The 16,918-nt window shown below is 66.9% G+C and carries 21 protein-coding genes; 9 read left to right on the top strand and 12 right to left on the bottom strand.

Annotated features, from left to right (window positions below):
* The first annotated feature begins 13 nt into the window (after positions 1–13).
* Entirely contained in the window at positions 14–1,636 is a 1,623-nt protein-coding gene (gene groL, locus CQY20_RS01750; RefSeq protein ID WP_097937925.1) for a chaperonin GroEL, read from the top strand.
* 63 nt (positions 1,637–1,699) lie between these two features.
* Here the strand turns inward: groL and CQY20_RS01745 are convergent, their stop codons facing one another.
* Complete coding sequence (locus tag CQY20_RS01745; protein WP_097938025.1) at positions 1,700–2,062, bottom strand: hypothetical protein; 363 nt, start codon at positions 2,060–2,062, stop codon at positions 1,700–1,702.
* Between the two features lie 162 nt (positions 2,063–2,224).
* Between CQY20_RS01745 and CQY20_RS01740 the strand changes: the two genes are divergently transcribed.
* A complete protein-coding gene (locus tag CQY20_RS01740; RefSeq protein ID WP_097938024.1) occupies positions 2,225–3,082 on the top strand; it encodes a type IV toxin-antitoxin system AbiEi family antitoxin in 858 nt (285 codons plus the stop codon).
* Positions 3,083–3,199: 117 nt separating this feature from the next.
* On the opposite strand, the gene CQY20_RS01735 is transcribed toward CQY20_RS01740, so the two are convergent.
* Entirely contained in the window at positions 3,200–4,930 is a 1,731-nt protein-coding gene (locus CQY20_RS01735) for an N-acyl-D-amino-acid deacylase family protein (protein WP_097938023.1), read from the bottom strand.
* A gap of 47 nt (positions 4,931–4,977) precedes the next feature.
* Between CQY20_RS01735 and CQY20_RS01730 the strand changes: the two genes are divergently transcribed.
* Positions 4,978–5,367 (top strand): VOC family protein, encoded by a 390-nt coding sequence (locus CQY20_RS01730; protein WP_097937924.1) that lies wholly within the window; start codon positions 4,978–4,980, stop codon positions 5,365–5,367.
* 165 nt (positions 5,368–5,532) lie between these two features.
* Here the strand turns inward: CQY20_RS01730 and CQY20_RS01725 are convergent, their stop codons facing one another.
* Positions 5,533–5,745, bottom strand: coding sequence for a hypothetical protein (locus CQY20_RS01725; protein WP_097937923.1), 213 nt, complete (start codon positions 5,743–5,745; stop codon positions 5,533–5,535).
* Between the two features lie 178 nt (positions 5,746–5,923).
* Here CQY20_RS01725 and CQY20_RS01720 point away from each other — a divergent pair, with 178 nt between their 5' ends.
* Positions 5,924–6,277, top strand: coding sequence for a hypothetical protein (locus tag CQY20_RS01720; protein ID WP_097937922.1), 354 nt, complete (start codon positions 5,924–5,926; stop codon positions 6,275–6,277).
* Between the two features lie 50 nt (positions 6,278–6,327).
* Positions 6,328–7,242 carry a hypothetical protein gene (locus CQY20_RS01715; protein WP_133119014.1) on the top strand — a complete coding sequence of 305 codons (915 nt, stop codon included), beginning with the start codon at positions 6,328–6,330 and terminating at the stop codon, positions 7,240–7,242.
* Here the strand turns inward: CQY20_RS01715 and CQY20_RS01710 are convergent.
* From CQY20_RS01710 to CQY20_RS01695, 4 genes are all read right to left on the bottom strand, one after another.
* On the bottom strand, positions 7,239–7,427 hold the full coding sequence (locus tag CQY20_RS01710; protein WP_272938789.1) for a response regulator transcription factor: 189 nt from the start codon (positions 7,425–7,427) through the stop codon (positions 7,239–7,241). The two genes, CQY20_RS01715 and CQY20_RS01710, sit on opposite strands and share 4 nt — an antisense overlap.
* Before the next feature lie 71 nt (positions 7,428–7,498).
* The gene (locus CQY20_RS01705; protein WP_097937919.1) at positions 7,499–8,593 is read right to left on the bottom strand and encodes an AAA family ATPase; all 1,095 of its coding nucleotides are present in this window, start codon (positions 8,591–8,593) and stop codon (positions 7,499–7,501) included.
* Between the two features lie 109 nt (positions 8,594–8,702).
* Positions 8,703–9,200, bottom strand: a complete 498-nt coding sequence (locus CQY20_RS01700; RefSeq protein ID WP_097937918.1) for an SRPBCC domain-containing protein — start codon at positions 9,198–9,200, stop codon at positions 8,703–8,705.
* Positions 9,197–9,502, bottom strand: coding sequence for an ArsR/SmtB family transcription factor (locus CQY20_RS01695; protein ID WP_097937917.1), 306 nt, complete (start codon positions 9,500–9,502; stop codon positions 9,197–9,199). The genes CQY20_RS01700 and CQY20_RS01695 overlap by 4 nt, the downstream gene beginning before the upstream one ends.
* A 66-nt stretch (positions 9,503–9,568) precedes the next feature.
* Here CQY20_RS01695 and CQY20_RS01690 point away from each other — a divergent pair, with 66 nt between their 5' ends.
* Genes CQY20_RS01690 through CQY20_RS01675 form a run of 4 tightly spaced genes read left to right on the top strand, consistent with a single transcriptional unit; the run spans position 9,569 to position 13,092 of the window.
* Positions 9,569–10,108, top strand: coding sequence for a mycothiol transferase (locus CQY20_RS01690; protein WP_097937916.1), 540 nt, complete (start codon positions 9,569–9,571; stop codon positions 10,106–10,108).
* 1 nt (position 10,109) lies between these two features.
* Positions 10,110–10,694 carry a phosphatase PAP2 family protein gene (locus tag CQY20_RS01685; protein WP_234816056.1) on the top strand — a complete coding sequence of 195 codons (585 nt, stop codon included), beginning with the start codon at positions 10,110–10,112 and terminating at the stop codon, positions 10,692–10,694.
* Between the two features lie 9 nt (positions 10,695–10,703).
* Positions 10,704–12,224, top strand: a complete 1,521-nt coding sequence (locus CQY20_RS01680) for an aldehyde dehydrogenase family protein (RefSeq protein WP_097937915.1) — start codon at positions 10,704–10,706, stop codon at positions 12,222–12,224.
* Between the two features lie 10 nt (positions 12,225–12,234).
* Complete coding sequence (locus tag CQY20_RS01675; RefSeq protein ID WP_097937914.1) at positions 12,235–13,092, top strand: hypothetical protein; 858 nt, start codon at positions 12,235–12,237, stop codon at positions 13,090–13,092.
* Here CQY20_RS01675 and CQY20_RS01670 read toward each other — a convergent pair.
* The 5 genes from CQY20_RS01670 to CQY20_RS01650 all read right to left on the bottom strand — a co-directional run bounded on the left by CQY20_RS01670 (position 13,079) and on the right by CQY20_RS01650 (position 16,888).
* Positions 13,079–13,987: a crotonase/enoyl-CoA hydratase family protein gene (locus CQY20_RS01670; RefSeq protein WP_097937913.1), complete on the bottom strand. Its 909-nt coding sequence runs from the start codon at positions 13,985–13,987 to the stop codon at positions 13,079–13,081. The genes CQY20_RS01675 and CQY20_RS01670 overlap by 14 nt on opposite strands.
* 15 nt (positions 13,988–14,002) lie before the next feature.
* Complete coding sequence (locus tag CQY20_RS01665; RefSeq protein ID WP_097937912.1) at positions 14,003–14,659, bottom strand: NAD(P)H-binding protein; 657 nt, start codon at positions 14,657–14,659, stop codon at positions 14,003–14,005.
* Between the two features lie 109 nt (positions 14,660–14,768).
* The gene (locus CQY20_RS01660) at positions 14,769–15,071 is read right to left on the bottom strand and encodes a hypothetical protein (protein ID WP_133119013.1); all 303 of its coding nucleotides are present in this window, start codon (positions 15,069–15,071) and stop codon (positions 14,769–14,771) included.
* Positions 15,072–15,075: 4 nt separating this feature from the next.
* Positions 15,076–16,590 carry a putative alpha/beta hydrolase gene (locus tag CQY20_RS01655; RefSeq protein ID WP_097937910.1) on the bottom strand — a complete coding sequence of 505 codons (1,515 nt, stop codon included), beginning with the start codon at positions 16,588–16,590 and terminating at the stop codon, positions 15,076–15,078.
* Positions 16,583–16,888: a DUF2563 family protein gene (locus CQY20_RS01650; protein WP_097937909.1), complete on the bottom strand. Its 306-nt coding sequence runs from the start codon at positions 16,886–16,888 to the stop codon at positions 16,583–16,585. Before CQY20_RS01650 ends, CQY20_RS01655 begins: the two co-directional genes overlap by 8 nt.
* Between the last annotated feature and the right edge of the window lie 30 nt (positions 16,889–16,918).

The raw sequence follows: 16,918 nt of genomic DNA, 5'->3' as shown, positions 1-16,918 counted from the left end.
GGAACACTTCGCAATGGCCAAGACAATTGCGTACGACGAAGAGGCCCGCCGTGGCCTCGAGCGGGGCCTCAACAGCCTCGCCGACGCGGTAAAGGTGACGCTGGGTCCCAAGGGCCGCAACGTCGTTCTGGAGAAGAAGTGGGGCGCTCCCACGATCACCAACGATGGCGTGTCCATCGCCAAGGAGATCGAGCTGGAGGACCCGTACGAGAAGATCGGCGCTGAGCTGGTCAAGGAAGTCGCCAAGAAGACCGACGACGTCGCCGGCGACGGCACCACCACCGCCACCGTTCTGGCTCAGGCGCTGGTTCGTGAAGGCCTGCGCAACGTCGCGGCCGGCGCCAACCCGCTCGGCCTGAAGCGCGGCATCGAGAAGGCTGTCGAGAAGGTCACCGAGACGCTGCTGAAGTCGGCCAAGGAGGTCGAGACCAAGGAGCAGATCGCTGCCACCGCGGGCATCTCCGCCGGTGACCCGTCGATCGGCGAGCTGATCGCCGAGGCGATGGACAAGGTCGGCAACGAGGGCGTCATCACCGTCGAGGAGTCCAACACCTTCGGCCTGCAGCTGGAGCTCACCGAGGGTATGCGCTTCGACAAGGGCTACATCTCGGGTTACTTCGTCACCGACGCCGAGCGTCAGGAAGCGGTCCTCGAGGATCCGTACATCCTGCTCGTCGCGTCGAAGGTGTCGACGGTCAAGGACCTGCTTCCGCTGCTGGAGAAGGTCATTCAGTCGGGCAAGCCGCTGCTGATCATCGCCGAGGACGTCGAGGGCGAGGCGCTGTCGACCCTGGTCGTGAACAAGATCCGCGGCACCTTCAAGTCGGTCGCCGTCAAGGCTCCCGGCTTTGGTGACCGCCGCAAGGCGATGCTGCAGGACATGGCGATCCTCACCGGCGGCCAGGTCATCAGCGAAGAGGTCGGCCTCTCCCTGGAGAACGCCGGACTCGAGCTGCTCGGCCGTGCCCGCAAGGTCGTCGTGACCAAGGACGAGACCACCATCGTCGAGGGTGCAGGCGAGCCTGACGCCATCGCCGGTCGGGTGGCCCAGATCCGCGCCGAGATCGAGAACAGCGACTCCGACTACGACCGCGAGAAGCTGCAGGAGCGTCTGGCCAAGCTGGCCGGCGGTGTTGCGGTGATCAAGGCGGGCGCCGCCACCGAGGTGGAGCTCAAGGAGCGCAAGCACCGCATCGAGGACGCGGTCCGCAACGCGAAGGCGGCCGTCGAGGAGGGCATCGTCGCAGGCGGTGGCGTGGCGCTGCTGCAGGCGGCTCCGGCGCTCGAAGAGCTCAAGCTCACCGGCGACGAGGCCACCGGCGCCAACATCGTGCGCGTGGCGCTCGAGGCCCCGCTGAAGCAGATCGCCTTCAACTCGGGTCTGGAGCCCGGTGTGGTCGCCGAGAAGGTGCGCAACAGCGAGCCTGGCGTCGGCCTCAACGCGCAGACCGGTGAGTACGAGGATCTGCTCGCCGCTGGTGTGGCCGACCCGGTGAAGGTGACGCGCTCGGCGCTGCAGAACGCCGCGTCGATCGCCGCGCTGTTCCTCACCACCGAGGCGGTCGTCGCCGACAAGCCGGAGAAGGAGAAGGCTTCCGTTCCCGGCGGTGGCGACATGGGCGGCATGGACTTCTAAGTCCCCTAACGAGAAAGCCCGGTCCCTTTGGGGGCCGGGCTTTTTCGTGTCTTTTTCGTGCCGTCAGGTGGTTTCCAGCGGGCGGCAGTCGTCCTTGCAGCCGGGCTTTGTCTGGGCGCCGGGCTCGGCGGGCCGGTGCAGCACCGCCCGCAGCGGCTCGATCCGCGAGCCGTCGGCACGGCCGTCGACGATCAGCGTGTAGCCGCCGGCCTCGCGCGGCGGCCAGACCAGGGTCGCGTCGGGGTGTGCGGCGATGTTGCTGCTGGACTTGCCGCCGAGGCCCCCGACGTCGAAGACGCCGTCGGCGAAGAGCGGTTGGGTGGCGACGGTGTGCGCGCGGTAGTCGTCGCCGACGGTCACCAGGTAGGCGAACGTGTAATCCTTCAGTGCGTCGGCCAGTTGGTCGAGGTCCACCTTGACGCTCATGCCGACCATCCTAGGCTCGGGCCGGCTCGCCGGATGCGCCGTGGCACCGACCGCGAGCGTATGGGCTAGGTACATCAACAGTCCGAAATCGATCCACAGGCCATACGTTGGTGGTCCGATTGGGCCGATATGTCGTTGGCGCCCGTGATCATCGTGCGTCCCATGGACATTCCGATTCTCGGAAGCACCGCGATGGCCAACGGCGAGCTCACCCGTCACGACCTCCGTACCCGCTTCACACCCATCTTTCGCGACGTCTACATCCGCAAGGACGCCGAAGTCACGGCGGCCGTCAAGGCGCGAGCGGCGTGGCTGTCCACCGGGGCGGTGTTGTGCGGCGTCTCGGCCGCCGCTGTGCACGGCACGAAATGGCTGGATCCGCACGATCCCGCCGAGATCATCCGGGCGAACGCGTACCCGCAAAAGGGCATGGTCGTCCGCCGTTATCGACTAGCCGACGACGACGTCTGCCTGGCGAGAAGCATGGAGGTCACCACCGAAGCGCGCACGGCGTACGACCTGGGTCGGCGGCTGCCGCTGGCGGCTGGGCTGGCCCACCTGGACGCTCTGATGAACGCGACCCGATTCGATATCGACGCTGTCGAAGCCATAGCTCAGCGGAGTCCGCGCGCCCGCGGGCTGCGGCAGTTGCGACAGACACTGGCGCTTGTCGATGGCGGCGCGGAATCGCCGTACGAATCCTTGACGCGATTGTTGTTGATACAGCGCGGCTTCCCGCGGCCGACAACACAGATACCGGTGTACGACGAACGAGGTCGATTGTTCGCCCGCATCGACATCGGTTGGCCCGAGTATCGGGTAGGCGTGGACTTCGAAGGCAAACACCACTGGACCGAACCCAGGCAGTGGGATTGGGACCTCGAACGATATGCAAAGCTGCCCGAACTCGGCTGGCTCGATACCCGGGTGACTGCAAGAATTCTGCACCACCGTCGCGGAGACTTCTTCGATCGCGTCGGCGCTGCGCTGATCTCGCGCGGCTGCCCGCAAACCTGGTGAGACCTAATGATCCTTGGTGAGCCGTGGTTAGCCCACGAGTGTATGGGCTATGGACACCAAAACGCCGATTCGCCTCCACAGGCCATACGTTCGTGGCCGCTACGGCGACGGCGCCGGCTACGGCGACGGCGGCGGCGCGGGTTGGCGGCCGCGGACCAGTCTGCCCGGCCGGGCATCGGTGGGCACGCCGTTCTCGGCGATGACCTCGCCGGAGACGATGGTCGCGACGTAGCCGTCGGCGGTCTGGTCGAGCCGACGTCCGCCCGCGGGCAGGTCGTAGCGCACGACCGGCTTGTGCAGGCGCAGCGCGCCGGAATCGATGACGTTCAGGTCGGCCTTGTAGCCCACCGCAATTCGGCCGCGATCGGCCAGCCCGGCGACACGCGCGGGCACCGACGTCAGCTCGCGCACTGCCTGCGGTACCGCCAGCCGGCCCGACGACCGGTCGCGGACCCAGTGCGTCAGCATGTACGTGGGAAAGCTTGCGTCGCAGATCATTCCGTAGTGCGCGCCGCCATCGCCCAGGCCGAGGACGACGTCGTCGCGGCGGATCAGCTCGGCGACGGTGTCCAGCGACGCGTCGCGGAAGTTGGCCAACGTGACGAGCAGCATCGCGTGCCCGTCGTCGTCGAGCAGGCGGTCGTAGGCCTCCTCGATGGGATCGACGCCGCGCGCCCGCGCCCGCGCGGCGATGCTCTCGGATCGGTCGGGCTCGTAGTTCGGCGGATCGCCAAGCGGGAAGATCCAGTCCCACGCCTGAACCGCGAACATCAACGGATGCCCGTCCGATGCCGGCTTGTCGGACAGGATACGTTGTCGCACTTCGGGTTTGCGCATCTCGGCAACGCGCTCGGCCAGCGGCAGGTCCGCGATCGCGCGGTAGCTCGGATACATCACGAAGGGGTTGCCCGACAGCTCGAGCCCGATCACCAGCCCGATCGGCCGCGGGAAGATCTGCGCGGAGATGTCGCCGCCGTTGGCGTTGGCCTTCTCCACCATCTTCAGCGCGTCCTCGAAGAACGCGGGCCCCGCATTGCCGATCGCGAGCGTGAACGTGACGGGCAAGTCGACATCGGCGGCCACATCGAATACCGTCTGCAGCGCCGGTTCGTAGTCGCCTGCAACGAGGTCGGGCACGAACTGGATCAATCCGCCGCCTGCGTCCTTCACCCCGCGCGCTATCGCTTCGATCTCGTCGCGGCCCGCGTCGTAGCTGGGGATCGGACGACCGCTCTCGGTCTTGTGGATCGTCAGCCGCGACGACGCAAACCCAAGCGCGCCGACGTCAACGGCCTCGGCGGCCAGTTTGCGCATCTGCGCGAGATCCTCGGCGGTGGCCGGTTCGCGGTCGACGCCGCGACGGCCCATCACGTACACCCGCAATGGGGAGTGCGGCAGCAGCGCGGCGACGTCGATGTCGCGGCTGTCCGCGTCAAGCGCATCCATGAACTCCGGGAAGGTCTCCCACGTCCAGGGCAGCCCGTCGACCATCACCACGCCGGGAATGTCCTCGACGCCGGCCATCACGTCGACCAGCACGTCGTGGTCCTCGGCTCGGCACGGCGCGAACCCGACGCCGCAATTGCCCATCACCGCGGTGGTGACACCGTGCGCCGACGACGGCGTCATGCGGTCCGACCAGATGGCCTGTCCGTCGTAGTGGGTGTGCAGGTCGACGAAGCCGGGCGTGACGAGCAGCCCGGTCGCGTCGATCTCGCGCAAGCCCTGCCCGTCGACCGCGCCGACGGCGGTGATCACGCCGCCGGAGATCGCCACGTCGCCGCCGAACGGCTCGCCGCCGAGGCCGTCGACGATCGTGCCGTTGCGGATGATCAGCTCGTAGCTCATGAACGTCAATTTACGGCCGCCCCGGCGCGTCATGCCAGGATGGGCGGGTGATCGATCACCTGGGAATCAACTGTGCGGACTGGGAGAACTCAAAGACCTTCTACGACGAAGTCCTCGGCGTCCTGGGGTACACGCGGCAGATGGACTACCAAGTCGCCATCGGCTACGGCAGGGACGGCAAGCCGGACTTCTGGATCGCCGACATGAGCGCCGGTGACGCCAAGGGGCCGAACCGCGAGGTCCATGTCGCGTTCCAGGCCGCCGACGAGGACGCCGTCAAGGCCTTCTACGACACCGCGCTGCGGCTCGGCGCCGAATCGCTGCACGCGCCGCGGCTGTGGCCGGAGTACCACCCCGGCTACTACGGCGCGTTCGTCCGCGACCCGGACGGCAACAACGTCGAAGCCGTCTTTCACGGGGCGAAGCCGCAGGGCTAGACCGAATGATGGCGAATACGCTCGACAACGCGGACCAGCCCGCCGGGGGGAACCTTCGCGTCGGTTGGCGCGGCATCTCCCGAAGTTATTAGCGCAGACGTTATTTCATCGTCGGCGTCTGAGCGCTGGATAACACTATTCGGTCTCGGCGGCGCAAGTATCCGGCTACGTGGATTTCGCCTGCTGGTCGGACTCAAGTGCGGCAGCGAGTTTCGCCTCGGCGATGCGGTAGAAATTCTCAAGGGCGGCCACCTCGATTCCGACGTACTCGCATATCACCTCCGCAGCCACGCCCGAGTCGCGCAACCGCAAGGCCAACGAGTACGCCAACGGCAGCTCACGCAATGCCCGTTCACGTGGGCGCAATTCATCGGCCATGCCACAAGCCTGCATCCGTCGTCGCGGCGTCGTACGGGTACGTATCTACGCGACCTTCACGGCTTTTGAATTCGAGTAGTCGACTACGCACGCGCGCCGCCCGATTGCATCGAAGAATTCTGTGTCGGTCAACGAAAGTGCCAGAAACCCTTATCTGCAACCCAACCGGAGACCGACAATGAAGATCAACAACAATCATCCGGCGCTCTTGCGTCATGCCACTGCAGCCGCGAGCGCGACAGTTCTCGTCGGCGGCCTACTCGCCCAACAACTGTCCGCGGCGCCGACGGCCAGTGCGGACCGCACCGTCACCGCCGAAGAGATCTGCAGCGCCAGAAACCTGGTGCCCAAAGTGAGGTTCTTCCCGGGGCCCGTCGTCGGGTACTGCACCCACACTCTGAACGTCATGCCCGGCAATTCCATATTCGGCGTGGACGAGTTCGAGTTGCGACCGGGCGGTCCGGGCCTGCCCGCGTCGGCGTACAAGGTCAATCCATGGGAGCCGTTGAGCGACTGGGTGATCCCAGAGTAGAACCCGCAGTAGGCAAGTGCACCTCTGCTGGAATCCAAGTAGCCGATTACGTGTGTAAGTCCGCAAATGGCGAACTTACGCTCGCTGCCGTCCGAAGTCACATCCCAAAAGAAGAAACGAGTGGGCCCGTTGGGGGTTCACGCAAGGAGATTGTCATGACACGAACACCGCGTCAATTTGCAAAGAGAAGTTCGAAATTGCTCGCCGCGGGATCCGCGGTGAGTGCGATCGGCCTCTTCACACTGCCGATCCAAATGGTTCCCGTCGCCCAGGCCGCCTGCGAGGACTGGGTTTTGGGGCCAACCGTTTTCGCGTTCACACTGGACCAGAACGGACTCGACTTCGATACCTATGGGTGGTCCGGAAAGTCGATCACAGCACTGCCGAGCGGTGCCCCGGCTTACGCGACGATGTGGACAGACCCCAAATCGGTGGGGCCGGTGACAGGCAACATCAACGGTCGAACGATCACCATGGCCGTGAACTGGACCGAAGGTGCCGCGAAGGGCACCACCTCCACCTTCACCGGCCAGATCGCCGACGACGGCACCGTCAAGGGCACATCGACGGGTACCCCCGGCGGAAACACGTGGACGTCCGATCCCACCGCCAAACTCCCGAGATGCAATGTGGCAGCGCCGAAGCCGGAAGAGAAGCCCGCGCCCCCGCCCGAGCCGCCGAAGGATGCCATCACCGTGACGTTCGTCAGAACGATTCCTCAGTCGACCGTGAGGGTGGAGAGCAAGGCGAACATCCCCGGTCAGTGCGTCTACAACGCGACCTCACCGGGGCTGTCGCCAGTCACCGTGAATTTCGACATCGAGGCGAACGGGAGTCATTCATTCGCGGTTCTGGCGCCGCCGCCGTTCACCACGTGGCACGTCGTGACCTCGTGCAAGGGTGACTTCAACGGCCAGCAGGTCGAATTCGGGCATGACGAACAGGATGTCACTCTGACCTCTTAGGCCCGAACGGTGCGCTGCGGCAGCATCGCGATGAGTTCGTCGCGCGAGGCAGCGCCGGTCTTCTTCATGGCCTGGTAGAGATGGCCCTCGACGGTGCGGACCGACAGCGTGAGTCGGTCCGCCACCGCACGGCTGGACAGTCCCATGCTGATCAGCATGACGACCTCGCGCTCGCGGGACGTCAGCGGCAGCGGTTCGACGATTTCGCGCAGCGCGGGGCCGAGAACTGTGGTGGGGCAAGCACCCGAGACTCAGATCAGCCAATGCCAGCGGCGGTGACGAGAAGGTGCGGGTCCGGCTCGAGGTCGGAGTCCAGCGTCAACACCGCACGACGCACCACGGTGCGAAGGTCGTTGCCGTCGTCGCAGTCGGCAAGGTCGCAGGCCACCAGACCGCGGAGCCGCCGCAGCCGAGTCGCAGGCGCGCGCAGTTTGCGTACTTCGCCGTAGAGCGGATGCGCGACTCGCACTTCCACACGCCCGTCGACACTGTTGAGCGTGACGAGGCCGCGCGTCTCGGCGTCTTCGACCGCGGCCGCGGAGGTGATTCTGGTCAGCGATGCGAGTTCGAGCGGCTCGCTGACGGCAAGCGTGTCGATCACCTCGCTCACCGGCGCCGGCAGCGTGCTGAGCCGCGATTCGACCATCTCGAGAAGGCCTGACGGGATCACCGGATCTCCCACCCAGCGCCAGTGGCCGTGATGGTCGGCGAGCCGGCCGTCGGCGACCTCTTGTTCGACGATGTTGCGGAGGTAGAGCACGTTGCCCCGCGTGAGCGCCCACATCCGGCGCACGGCATCCGGATCCACCGGCCCGCCGAGGGTCTGCATCAGCAGCGTCGTGATCTCGCGCTGTGACAGAGGTTGCAGATCGAGTCGATCGAACTGGCCGTTGCGCCAAATCTCCTGTGTCGCAGCTGGAATCGGCTCGCCACTGCGGACAGTCAGCACGAGTTTGGCGGCGCGACGTTGCGCGATGTGGTGTACGACGAACGTGGACAGATCATCGAGCAACGCCACGTCGTCGACGCCGATGACAGTCGGAGCATCTGGCGACGCCGCCGTCAACCGTCGAACGATGCCGCGAACGAGTTGGAGACTGTCGATTGCGGTCGATTCAGCCCACTCGGCGAACGCACCGGCCGGGAGTTTTCGCGCCGACGACGTCGCCACCGCCCACCGCGTCGGGTATCCCTTCGACGCGGCAGACGCCAACACGTCGCGGGCAATTCGGCTCTTGCCCACTCCGGCCATCCCACCGATGACGATGCCGGAAAGCGCCGGATCCGCGATGGCGGCTTCGATCACACGCATTTCCTGCGCGCGCCCGACCAGCGGCCATGCCAAATGCACGGATCAAGCGTACGATGATCGGAAGTTCAAAGCGCGTCGATCGCCCGCGAAATCCGTTGACACCAACGTTAATTCGGCGCTCCCTATCGCAGGAGCAAGCTTCAGCCGGTTAGCCCAGCAGCTCGGCGTAGCTGTCGCGCAACGCCTCCCAGCCGTGTACGGCGGCGTCGGGACCGACCACGCGCGGACGCTCGACCCCGCCCGAGAGGTCGTCGAGGACGTCAAGGCAGATCTGCCAGCCTGCCGCGTTCATCGCGGCATCGTCGCGTCGGCTCATGGTCTGCTCCAGCGTGAGTCGGCAGCCGGCGTCGGTGCCAGCCAGCCGCCAGCGCACGATGTCGTCACCCCATCGGTGCACCAACTCGCGAGGCGGGTCGAGCAGCAACACCTCGCCGCTGACCGGCTCGTCGTCGGGATTCTCCCGTACATCGCGGTGCCCGGTGCTGTCGAACGACCGATCCGGGACCACCGGCGACCACCGGCGCAGCCTTTCGGCGTCGGTCAACCACGGCCAGATCGTCTCGGGAGGGTGATTGAAGTCGCGCGCGAGCGTCAAAACCCAAGCGTCGTCCCGACATTCCAGTTTTCCGTCCAGCGGATGGGTCATGATTGCTCCTCGTCGATGAGTTGGGCGAGACGGTCCAGCCCCGCGGCCCATTTGCGGTGATACGGCGTGACCCAGGCGAGCACCGCAGGCAGCGGGTCCTCGGCCAGTCGGTAGACGCGTCGCTTGCCGTCGACCTGGACGTCGACGGCACCGGCCTCCCGCAGCACGCTGAGGTGCTTTGACATCAACGGCTGCGAAATGTTGAGCCGCGCAACGAGAGTGCCGACGTCGGCGTCGCCCTCCCGCAAGGTGTCGAGGATGCGCCGCCGGGTGGGATCGGCGATCACCGCGAACGCGTCCACCCCTTCATATCACCATCAAATCATATAACTGTCAAGGAATATGGGAATCGGGGTAGCGTCAATCCCATGGCTGACTCCGCGCGATCCGATGCCCAACCCGATGTTCAAGCGGCCCGCGAACTGCTCCGTGACTCGTTCACGCGGCTGATCGAGCACGTCGACGACCTCACCGACGACCTGACCGACGACGTCTCGTTCTTCCGGCCGACACGTGACGCCAACTCGATCGCATGGCTGATCTGGCACAGTGCGCGCGTGCAGGACCTTCAGCTGTGCGACATCGCAGGCATCGAGCAGGTGTGGACCCGCGAAGGCTGGAAGGACCGGTTCAATCTCGACCTACAGGGCAACGATTTCGGCTACGGGCACTCCTCCGAAGACGTCGGCCGGGTGAAGGCGCCCGCCGATCTGCTGGCCGGCTACTACCACGCCGTGCACAAGGTGACGCTGGAGTACATCGCGTCGGTGACGGCCGAGGAACTCAACCGTGTCGTCGACGAGAACTGGGATCCGCCGGTCACCGCCAGCGTGCGCCTGGTCAGCATCATCGACGACTGTGCGCAGCACCTCGGCCAGGCCGCCTACGTCCGCGGCATCGCCTCCTGACGTGACGGCCGTTGCCGGCCGCAGCGCCCTGGTGCTGTGGTCGGGGATCGCCGTTGCGGCGATGTTCGCGCTCGGATGGGCCGTCGGCACCGGCTCGACACCGCTCGATGACTGGTTTCACCGATTCCGGCACAGCCCGGCGCGCTGGCTGCTCTTCTTCACCGACCCCTGGCTGCTGACGATCCTTCTGCTCTTCGGCGTCGCCGTCGCCATGCATCGGCGTCGGCGCAGGCTGGCAGTCGTCATCGTCGTCACGCCGCTGGTCGGTATCGCGCTGGTGCAGCTGCTCAAGCGGTTCTTCGGGCGCCACAACGGTTCCGCGCTGGCCTATCCGAGCGGCCACACCACCGCGGCCGTCGTCGTGCTGGGCATGCTCGTCCTCGTGGCGGGCGCGGCGTGGTGGGCCGTGGCGATCGCGGCCTCGATCACCGTGTTGGTGATGATCGGGCAGGGCGTGACCTACCACTACTTCACCGATGCGCTCGGCGCCGCGCTACTCGGCAGCGCGCTGGTCTGCGCGGCCGCACTCACCGCCGAACTTGACAGGCGTCAACCCGAGTGCGACGCAGATCACACCGGTGGCTAGCATGGGCGTATGACCGCGACGCCTGATCTTGATTCGTCCTCGTCTGCGACGACGATCCGCAATCCGGCGACCGGGGAAGTGGCCGGCCAGGTGCGCTGGACCGATCCCGCCGACGTGCCGCGCATCGCCGCAGGGCTGCGCGCCGCGCAGAAGGAGTGGGAGGCACGCGGCGCCAAGGACCGCGCGAAAGTGCTTGCCCGCTATGCCGTTTGGCTGGGGGAGCACCGCGACGAGATCGAGTCGTTGCTGATCGAGGAGACCGGCAAGTCGGCGGTCGACGCGGCCCAAGAGGTGCCGCTGCTGTTGATGATCCTGTCCTACTACATCAAGACGATGGAGAAGGCGCTCGCGCCGGAGAAACGGCCCGCAGCGCTGCCGTTCCTGGCGATCAAGAAGGTCGAGGTGCACTACCGGCCGCGCCCCGTCGTCGGCATCATCGCGCCGTGGAACTACCCGGTGGCCAACGCCCTGATGGACGCGATCGGCGCGCTCGCAGCGGGCTGCTCGGTGCTGCTGAAGCCGTCGGAACGCACGCCGCTGACCGCGGAGGTGCTGCTGCGCGGCTGGCATGAGTCCGGCGCGCCCGACGTGTTGGCGCTGGCCCAGGGCGCGCGCGAGGTGTCCGAGGCGGTCATCGACAACTCCGACTTCATCCAGTTCACCGGTTCCTGCGCGACCGGCGCGAAGGTCATGGAGCGGGCCGCGCGACGGCTCACCCCGGTCAGCCTCGAACTCGGCGGCAAGGACCCGATGATCGTGCTCGACGACGCCGACATCGAGCTGGCCGCGCACGCCGCGGTGTGGGGCGCAATGTTCAACGCCGGGCAGACGTGCGTGTCCGTCGAACGGGTTTACGTGCTGGAGTCGGTATACGATCAGTTCGTGGCGGCGGTTGTGCGCGACGTCGAGAGGCTGAAGGTGGGCGCGGGTGAGGGCCACGACGTCGGCGCGATGATCGACGAGAGCCAGGTCGTTGTCACCGAGGCCCACGTGCGCGACGCGCTGGCCAAGGGCGCCAAGGCGCTCACCGGTGGAGAACGCGTCGGGGGCAAGGGCAGCTTCTATCCGCCGACGGTGCTCGTCGACGTCGACCACTCGATGACGGCCATGACCGAGGAGACGTTCGGTCCGACGCTGCCGATCATGAAGGTGTCGTCGGTGGACGAGGCGATCCGGCTGGCCAACGACAGCCCCTACGGCCTGTCCGCCGCAGTCTTCTCGAAAGACGTCGAACGCGCCAAAAAGGTTGCTGTGCAACTCGAATGCGGCGCAGTCAACATCAACGACGTGATCTCGAACCTGATGTGCACGACCGCGCCGATGGGCGGCTGGAAGACCTCCGGCATGGGCGCGCGTTTCGGTGGGCCCGAGGGTCTGCGCAAATACTGCAGGCAGGAGGCCGTCGTCGCGCCGCGAACCAATCTGGGCGCGGGCGGCACCTACTACAACAACTCGCACAAGGCCCTGGCCCGGATGAACAAACTGATGACGAAGCTGGCACTGCTGGGTCCGCGCCGCGCCGCCAAGTAGATTCGTCGGCGTGCGTTTCGTCGGTGCGCTGCTGTTCTGGGTCCTGACGACGGCCGCACTGGCAGCGTCCGTGCCTGCGACGTGGGCACAGCGGAATCTGGTCAGCGAAAACGGCTACGCGGCGTTGGCCGCCTCAGCCGCCGAGGACCCGCGACTGCAGAAGGCCATGGCGGCGGAACTGACGGCGCAGATCACCGAGATCGCCTCCGACAACGGCTACGAGGTGACCAACACCGACCTGATCCGCGGCGTGACGGACGCCTACACCACCAATCCTGGCTTCCCCGGGCAGTTCAGCCAGGCCAATCGCATCGCTCACCGCTGGATGTTCACCGACGCGGTGCGTCGCGACGACGGCTCGGGCGATCGCTGGTTGGTCGATGTGGCGCCGATGCTCAACGACCCGTCGATCAGGCAGACGTTGGGCAACCTCAACCTCGAGGTGCCGCAGCGGCTCGAGGTGCCGATCACTGTGCCGGAGGATTCCTCGCTGCGGCCCGGCCAGCTGAAGAGGTTGGCCACGTGGGGGCCGTGGGTCAGCATCGGTGCCTGCATCATCACCGTGGTGTTCGCGCTGCTGACCCTGGCGACGGCGCGCTCACGTGGCAAAGCGCTGGTCGCACTTGGTGTTTCGGCGCTGTTGGTGGGAGCCGCGGGGTGGGCCGGGCTGGAGGTCGGTCGACGCTACATCGACGACGCGCTGAACCGCACGACGGGCAACATGCGCCAGATCGCCGACGTGATGGTGGGCGAAGCCGAGGCCAGCGCGCATCACTGGCTGAATATGACGCTGGCCGCCGGCGGCGTGCTGGTGGTGCTCGGCGTCGTGGTCGCGATGCTCGGCGGCGTGCTGGCTAAGGATCGATGACGTGCGACGGGTCGGGTCGCCGCTGCGGCGGCGCCTGGCTGTAGTCGCCCCACGGGCCGTCGCGCTGTTCGATCGCGGCGCGCACACCCTCGGTGGCGGCGGTTTCGACGAACCTGTGCGCCTCTGGCGTGTTGCGCATCAGCCCGTCCAGTACGGCGCCCAGCGTCTGGGTGGACGCCAGTCCCATGTTCTCGTAGGCCTGGTTGACGATCAGCTTCTGAGCTTGCAACTGGGACAACGGAATTCGGCTCAACTGCGCCGCCACCTCGGCGACCCGCGCCTCCAGCCGCTCGAACGGGACGGATTCGTTGATCAGTTCGACATCGGCGGCTTCGCGGCCGGTCAACGGTTCGCCCGTCAGCGCATGCCACTTCGCCTTCGCCATGCTCAGCCGGTACAGCCACATGCCGGTCAAATACGCGCCCCACATCCGCGCATACGGCGTGCCGATGACGGCGTCGTCGCTGGCGATCACGATGTCGGCGGACAGCGCGTAATCGCTTGCGCCGCCGACACACCAGCCGTGCACCTGAGCGATCACCGGTTTGGACGCGCGCCAGATCGCCATGAACTTCTGGTGCGGGCTGGTGGCGTGGGCCGTCATCGCCGCGAAGTCCTTGCCGGGATCCCAACGGCCGTCGGTGTACAGCAGGTCATCCCAGTGGTGGAAGCCGCCGCCGAAGTTGTAGCCACCGCTGAACGCTCGGCCGGCCCCGCGCAACACGATGACCTTGACCGCCGAATCCCGTACGGCCAGCCCGATCGCGGCCTCGATCTCGTCGGGCATCGGCGGCACGATGGTGTTGAGCGCCTCCGGGCGATTCAGAGTGATGGTCGCGACGGGCGGGGCCGTCTTGTACAGCAGGGTCTCGAACTCGTGTGCGCTGGTGGGCATGCTTGCAGTATCGCGTCAGCGCACCAGCGCGGCGACGGCATCAGCGATTGCGGTGTCACCCGAGATCAATTCGAAGGTAAGGCCGGCGGTGCGGGGTTCGTCGAGGACCGCGACAAGCACGGCCGCGACGTCCTCGCGGGGAATGCTGCCGCGGCCAGTGGACTCTGCGATTCTCACGCGGCCGGTTCCCGCATCGTTGGTGAGCGCGCCAGGCCGCACGATGGTCCACTTCAGCCCCGCACGGCTCCGAATCGCTTCGTCCGCAGCGCCTTTCGCCCGCAGGTAGGCCTGGAAGACGTCGTCGTCGGCGGTGGCGTTCGGGTCGGCGGCCATCGACGAGATCATCACGTAGCGTTCGACGCCCGCCGCTTCGGCCGCGTCGGCGAGAAGGATCGCGGCGTCACGGTCGACGGTTTCCTTGCGTGCGGCCCCGCTGCCGGGGCCCGCCCCGGCAGCGAAGACGACTGCGTCGGCGCCGCGCACGTGTTCGGCCACCTCGTCGACGGACGCCTTCTCCAGATCGACGACCAGCGCCTGCGCGCCCGCGGCGTCCAGGTCGGCGGCCTGCTCCGGGTTCCTGATGAAACCGGCGACCGAGTCGCCGCGCTGCGCGAGCAGCCGCTCGAGGATCAACGCGATCTTGCCGTGTCCGCCTGCGATGACGATGCGCATCTACCCAGGCTCGCCGATATCGGCTGGCTTCGCATCAAATGTGCGTACAGCGACGCAGACCGGGCCCGAATCGTCGCCAGATTCACAAACGAGGCAGAGGTCAGGCGGGTCACGGGTGTCTTTGGTCGCGCATATACCCGTAGACCTTGCCGCCGAGCTTGATGTGCGACGTGAACCGGTAGGCGACGACCACGAGGACGGCCAACACCGCGGCAGCGACGAAAACCGCCGACTTCCAGTCGGGCAGCACCGCGATGAACAACAACAGTGCGCCGACGAACGAGCCGGTCCAGTAGCACCGCCGCTGAATGGACGCCGGCGACAGCGTGGCCGACTTCCAGCGCGGAAACATCCCGAGCACGGTGCCCAGCACGATGGCGGCCAGGCCCGCGTAGAACAACGGCTTCATCATGGCCTCACCAGCTTCCGCCGCCACCGCCGGCGTAGTACTGCCGGTCGAACAGGCTGCCGATTTTCCCGCCGAGGTCCGATCCGGCGAATCCGCCGATGAGTCCGCCGATGACCGCGGCGCCCGCAGCGGTGAACGGGCCGCCGAACGAGCCGACCGCGGCGCCCGCGCCCATGCCGCCGAGCACGCTGCCGAGTGCGCTGCCGCTGGCCTTGCCGAGCTCTTCGTTGGGGTTCCACGCGTTGTCCGGGTACTCGAGGCCCGCGATGACCAACTGGGCGATGCTGCCGACGGTGCCGACGCGACCGCCCCACTTGGCGAACGCCGCGGCGTCCGCCTTGGACAGGCCGTTGAGGGCGTGCTTGCCGGTCTCCACCGAATTCCCGTACTGCTCGACACCCGTGCCGATGCTGTCCGACAGCGACCCCAGGCCCTTGATCACCGTGTAGATGCCCTGTTCCGACATGCCGAGGTTCCGCAGCTGCTGCTCGGCCTGGTTCAGCAGCAGCGTCCTGGCCTGCGATTCGCCGCTGTCCAGGAACGCCGTCGCCTGGTCGGGAGACATCGGCGGACCACCGAGCAGTCCCTTCTCGAGCTGCGCTTGCAGCTCCATCCGCGACTGGGCCAATTGGCGCGCGTCCTTACCGAGGACCGGGTCGACGGGCAGCGGCCCGACGAACCGGGACATGTTGTAGTCGTCGAGGCGCTCGCCTGCATACTGCTTGAGGTACGGGTTGGCGTTGGGATCGTTGACGGTCGCGAAGTCGCGCAGCCGCCCGGCCGCCGCCTCCTTCTCGGGGGTCATCGGGCCGCCGTCGTTGACCAGCGCCTCGTCGGCGGCGCGCTGGGTGGCGTCGTACTTCTCGGCGGCGCTTTGCGCCTTGTCCTCGGCCGAGGGCTCGCCTTGGCCCTCGCCGCCTGCGACGGCGTCCATGTCATAGCCGTGGGCGGCCATCTTGAGTTCGGCTTCGTCCAGCTTGGCGCCGTACGCGTCGCGCACCGCGGTGACCTCTTTCAGCGACTGGCTGGTGGCGTCGACCGCGGCCGCCTTCAACGCCGACCAGTCCAGCTGGACGCCGTCGGCGCGGGCCTTTTCGATCTCGGCGGCGATGACGTTGTCCAGCGCGACGAGGCGATTGTTGAGGTTGGCGATCGAGATGTGGCCGCTGCGTTGCGCCTCCGCCAGGGTGGCCGCGATGTTCTGCAGGTCGGCGGAAACCTTGGCCATCTGCTCGGAGCTGAGCCGCAACCATTGGGTCGCGCGCTGCACTTCGGCGGCGTCGTTGATCGGATGCGCGGGGTCGTCGCGGTCCCAGGCCTCCTCGAAGCGCTTCTTGGCCTGGTTGAACTCCTCGTCCGTCTCGGTGATGCACACTCCGGCCGCCCGGAACGAGGAGGCCAGCTCGCTGATCTCGCCGGGCGCGCCCGCCTGGATGGTCTCGTCGACACGCCACGGGTCGCCCCCGGCCGCGCCGATGAGCTCGGGCACGCTGAGGTAAACCAGCTGCGGATACTCAGGCATCCGAGACGGCGTCGAGCGTCGACCGGTTGGCCGCCTCGGTTTCGCTGAACGACACCGACGACGTCTTGGCCTTGGTGCCGACGTCCGTCAGCATGTGGTGGCTGTTCCGCATTTCGGTGACCTGGCCGATCTGCAGTTCGCCGAGCCGCATCTGGAAAGCCCTGGCGGCGGCGAAATCGCCGAAGATGCTCGTCCCGACGGGGGTCGACGCCAGCGCCGCAGCACCGTTCAGCACCCGGTCGCCCGCGTTGCGCGCCACCTGCCCACCCGAGCTCAACAGCTCCGGCTCAACCCACATGACACCTCCAGAGACGTTTGCTGTGAGTTT

The sequence above is a fragment of the Mycolicibacterium agri genome (genome assembly GCF_002553505.1).
Classification (GTDB): domain Bacteria; phylum Actinomycetota; class Actinomycetes; order Mycobacteriales; family Mycobacteriaceae; genus Mycobacterium; species Mycobacterium agri.
Note: the sequence above shows the minus strand (reverse complement) of the source record. Positions and strands in the feature narration are given on the sequence as shown.

Bases quoted from the DNA above. Each gene is read 5' to 3' on its own strand.
- groL (WP_097937925.1), top strand. From the start codon at position 14: ATGGCCAAGACAATTGCGTACGACGAAGAGGCCCGCCGTGGCCTCGAG.
- CQY20_RS01690 (WP_097937916.1), top strand. From the start codon at position 9,569: ATGGCTGACTCCGCGCGATCCGATGCCCAACCCGATGTTCAAGCGGCC.
- CQY20_RS01655 (WP_097937910.1), bottom strand. From the start codon at position 16,590: ATGCCTGAGTATCCGCAGCTGGTTTACCTCAGCGTGCCCGAGCTCATC.
- CQY20_RS01735 (WP_097938023.1), bottom strand. From the start codon at position 4,930: ATGAGCTACGAGCTGATCATCCGCAACGGCACGATCGTCGACGGCCTC.
- CQY20_RS01720 (WP_097937922.1), top strand. From the start codon at position 5,924: ATGAAGATCAACAACAATCATCCGGCGCTCTTGCGTCATGCCACTGCA.
- CQY20_RS01650 (WP_097937909.1), bottom strand. From the start codon at position 16,888: ATGTGGGTTGAGCCGGAGCTGTTGAGCTCGGGTGGGCAGGTGGCGCGC.
- CQY20_RS01660 (WP_133119013.1), bottom strand. From the start codon at position 15,071: ATGATGAAGCCGTTGTTCTACGCGGGCCTGGCCGCCATCGTGCTGGGC.
- CQY20_RS01700 (WP_097937918.1), bottom strand. From the start codon at position 9,200: ATGACCCATCCGCTGGACGGAAAACTGGAATGTCGGGACGACGCTTGG.
- CQY20_RS01745 (WP_097938025.1), bottom strand. From the start codon at position 2,062: ATGAGCGTCAAGGTGGACCTCGACCAACTGGCCGACGCACTGAAGGAT.
- CQY20_RS01670 (WP_097937913.1), bottom strand. From the start codon at position 13,987: ATGCCCACCAGCGCACACGAGTTCGAGACCCTGCTGTACAAGACGGCC.
- CQY20_RS01680 (WP_097937915.1), top strand. From the start codon at position 10,704: ATGACCGCGACGCCTGATCTTGATTCGTCCTCGTCTGCGACGACGATC.
- CQY20_RS01725 (WP_097937923.1), bottom strand. From the start codon at position 5,745: ATGGCCGATGAATTGCGCCCACGTGAACGGGCATTGCGTGAGCTGCCG.
- CQY20_RS01740 (WP_097938024.1), top strand. From the start codon at position 2,225: ATGGACATTCCGATTCTCGGAAGCACCGCGATGGCCAACGGCGAGCTC.
- CQY20_RS01665 (WP_097937912.1), bottom strand. From the start codon at position 14,659: ATGCGCATCGTCATCGCAGGCGGACACGGCAAGATCGCGTTGATCCTC.